Source organism: Faecalicatena contorta (genome assembly GCF_021531895.1).
GTDB lineage: Bacteria > Bacillota > Clostridia > Lachnospirales > Lachnospiraceae > JAFBIX01.
This window is the reverse complement of the sequence record NZ_JAFBIX010000058.1, coordinates 1-3290: the sequence shown is the minus strand read 5'-3', so window position 1 is coordinate 3290 and position 3290 is coordinate 1. Positions and strand designations below refer to the sequence as shown.

Below are 3290 nucleotides of genomic sequence, written 5' to 3'. Positions count from 1 at the left end.
ATCCATTACCTATCACCTTGCTTGGTCATGCCCTCGACCGATTAGTAGCAGTCAGCTCCATACATTACTGTACTTCCACCTCTGCCCTATCTACCTCGTCGTCTTCAAGGGGTCTTACTACTTTCGTAGGGATATCTCATCTTGAGGGGGGCTTCACGCTTAGATGCCTTCAGCGTTTATCCCGTCCCGGCTTGGCTACTCTGCCATGAACCTGGTGGTTCAACAGATACACCAGCGGCCAGTCCATCCCGGTCCTCTCGTACTAAGGACAGCTCCTCTCAAATATCCTACGCCCACGCCGGATAGGGACCGAACTGTCTCACGACGTTCTGAACCCAGCTCGCGTACCGCTTTAATGGGCGAACAGCCCAACCCTTGGGACCTACTTCAGCCCCAGGATGCGATGAGCCGACATCGAGGTGCCAAACCACTCCGTCGATGTGAACTCTTGGGAGTGATAAGCCTGTTATCCCCAGGGTAGCTTTTATCCGTTGAGCGATGGCAATCCCACTTTATACCACCGGATCACTAAGTCCTACTTTCGTACCTGCTCCACCCGTCGGTGTCGCAGTCAAGCTCCCTTCTGCCTTTGCACTCTTCGAATGGTTTCCAACCATTCTGAGGGAACCTTTGAGCGCCTCCGATACCCTTTCGGAGGCGACCGCCCCAGTCAAACTCCCCACCTGACATTGTCCCCCAGCCGGTTCACGGCTGCTGGTTAGAAATCCAATACTGCAAGGGTGGTATCCCAACAGCGGCTCTGTGGCAACTGGCGTCACCACTTCTTTGCCTCCCACCTATCCTGTACATGCAATACCGAATCCCAGTATCAAGCTGGAGTAAAGCTCCATGGGGTCTTTCCGTCCTGGCGCAGGTAACCAGCATCTTCACTGGTATTTCAATTTCACCGGGTGCATTGTCGAGACAGTGCCCAAATCATTACGCCTTTCGTGCGGGTCGGAACTTACCCGACAAGGAATTTCGCTACCTTAGGACCGTTATAGTTACGGCCGCCGTTTACTGGGGCTTAAATTCAAGGCTTCGCTTGCGCTAACCTCTCCTCTTAACCTTCCAGCACCGGGCAGGCGTCAGCCCATATACTTCACCTTTCGGTTTTGCATAGACCTGTGTTTTTGCTAAACAGTTGCTTGGGCCAATTCTCTGCGGCCAGATCTCTCTGGCACTCCTTCTCCCGAAGTTACGGAGTCATTTTGCCGAGTTCCTTAACAATGCTTCTCCCGTCGGCCTTAGGATTCTCTCCTCATCCACCTGTGTCGGTTTACGGTACGGGCACAATATAAACTATAGCGGCTTTTCTTGACGCATGGCTCATATGCTTCCCTACTTCTGTTCGGTCCGCTTAACGTCTTCGGATTGCATGGCGGATTTGCCTGCCATACTCCTACCTCGCTTGCACCGGTCTCTCCAATCCCGGCTCATACTCTCCACACGTGTCCCCACAGTTCTGTTATATTGTGGTACAGGAATTTCAACCTGTTATCCATCGACTACGTCTTTCGACCTCGCCTTAGGCCCCGACTTACCCAGAGCAGATCAGCTTTACTCTGGAAACCTTAGATATTCGGCCGGAAGGATTCTCACCTTCCTCTCGCTACTCATTCCGGCATTCTCTCTTCAATACAGTCCACAGCTCCTTATCGGTACTGCTTCTTCCCGTATTCAATGCTCCTCTACCAATGTATCTCTACATTCCTGAGCTTCGGTAGTGTGTTTCAGCCCCGGACATTTTCGGCGCAGGACCTCTCGACTAGTGAGCTATTACGCACTCTTTGAATGTATGGCTGCTTCTAAGCCAACATCCTAGTTGTCTTCGAAATCCCACATCCTTTTCCACTTAACACACATTTTGGGACCTTAGCTGCAGGTCTGGGCTCTTTCCCTTTTGACTACCCAACTTATCTCGTGCAGTCTGACTCCCATACACCATCTACGCGGCATTCGGAGTTTGATATTCTTCGGTAAGCTTTGACGCCCCCTAGGAAATTCAGTGCTCTACCTCCGCAAGACTTGTATGAGGCTAGCCCTAAAGCTATTTCGAGGAGAACCAGCTATCTCCGGGTTCGATTGGAATTTCTCCCCTATCCACACCTCATCCCCACCCTTTTCAACGGATGTGGGTTCGGACCTCCATTGCCTTTTACGGCAACTTCATCCTGGACATGGATAGGTCACCCGGTTTCGGGTCTGCTCTGACTGACTTTACGCCCTATTAAGACTTGGTTTCCCTTCGGCTCCGTCCCTTCAGGACTTAACCTCGCCAGCCAGCGCAACTCGCCGGACCGTTCTACAAAAAGTACGCGGTTCCGCTAATAATGCGGTTCCACAGCTTGTAAACATATGGTTTCAGGTTCTGTTTCACTCCCCTCCCGGGGTCCTTTTCACCTTTCCTTCACAGTACTATGCGCTATCGGTCACTAAGGAGTATTTAGCCTTACGGGGTGGTCCCCGCTTGTTCCCACAAGGTTTCACGTGTCTCGTGGTACTCTGGATACCGCCTTGTCCTTCTCGTTTTCGCTTACAGGGCTTTCACCTTCTCTGGCTGGCTTTCCCAAAACCATTCTGCTAACAATCTGGAATCAATTCTGCGGTCCGAACCCCGTTGTGCACGCACAACGGTTTGGGCTCTTCCGTTTTCGCTCGCCGCTACTCACAGAATCACTGTTGTTTTCTCTTCCTCCGGCTACTTAGATGTTTCAGTTCACCGGGTTCCCTTCCTGACGTTATGGATTGGCGTCAGGATAACTGAGGTCTGCTCAGTTGGGTTTCCCCATTCAGATATCTCCGGATCGTAGGATATTTGCTCCTCCCCGAAGCTTTTCGCAGCTTATCACGTCTTTCATCGGCTCTTAGTGCCAAGGCATCCACCATACGCTCTTTCTAGCATGACCAACTAGTTTCGAAAGCGGGTGACAGTTTGTCATAGACCATGGAAAGCTTGCTTTCCTATGGGCTTTTGACAAATCCGGCAGACATTTGCGAAGCAAATGACATCGATAAGACTGAAAGTCTTAGAGATGACCGCTTCGAAGCGTCGCCTCTGCTTTGTTCTTTCTCCACTTACACATATCTAGCGTGATATGCGTTGGTTCTAGGTCAATTTTTTTCATTCGTTTTCTTCGAATTGTGTTGTAATCATTATCTCATTACTCTGTTTATAACAATTACCTCGGATGTCTTGATTAAGATATTTATCTTATCATTTCTATTTCTTATATGCAATTTTCAAGGTACATATTGACTGAATTTTTATCAGTCATTAGAAACCTGAA

1 rRNA gene is annotated in these 3290 nt (G+C 49.8%); it reads right to left on the bottom strand.

Features of this window, described 5'->3' with window-relative positions:
• Window positions 1-21 precede the first annotated feature (21 nt).
• Window positions 22-2909, bottom strand: a 23S ribosomal RNA gene (locus JQM81_RS13300).
• Window positions 2910-3290 lie beyond the last annotated feature (381 nt).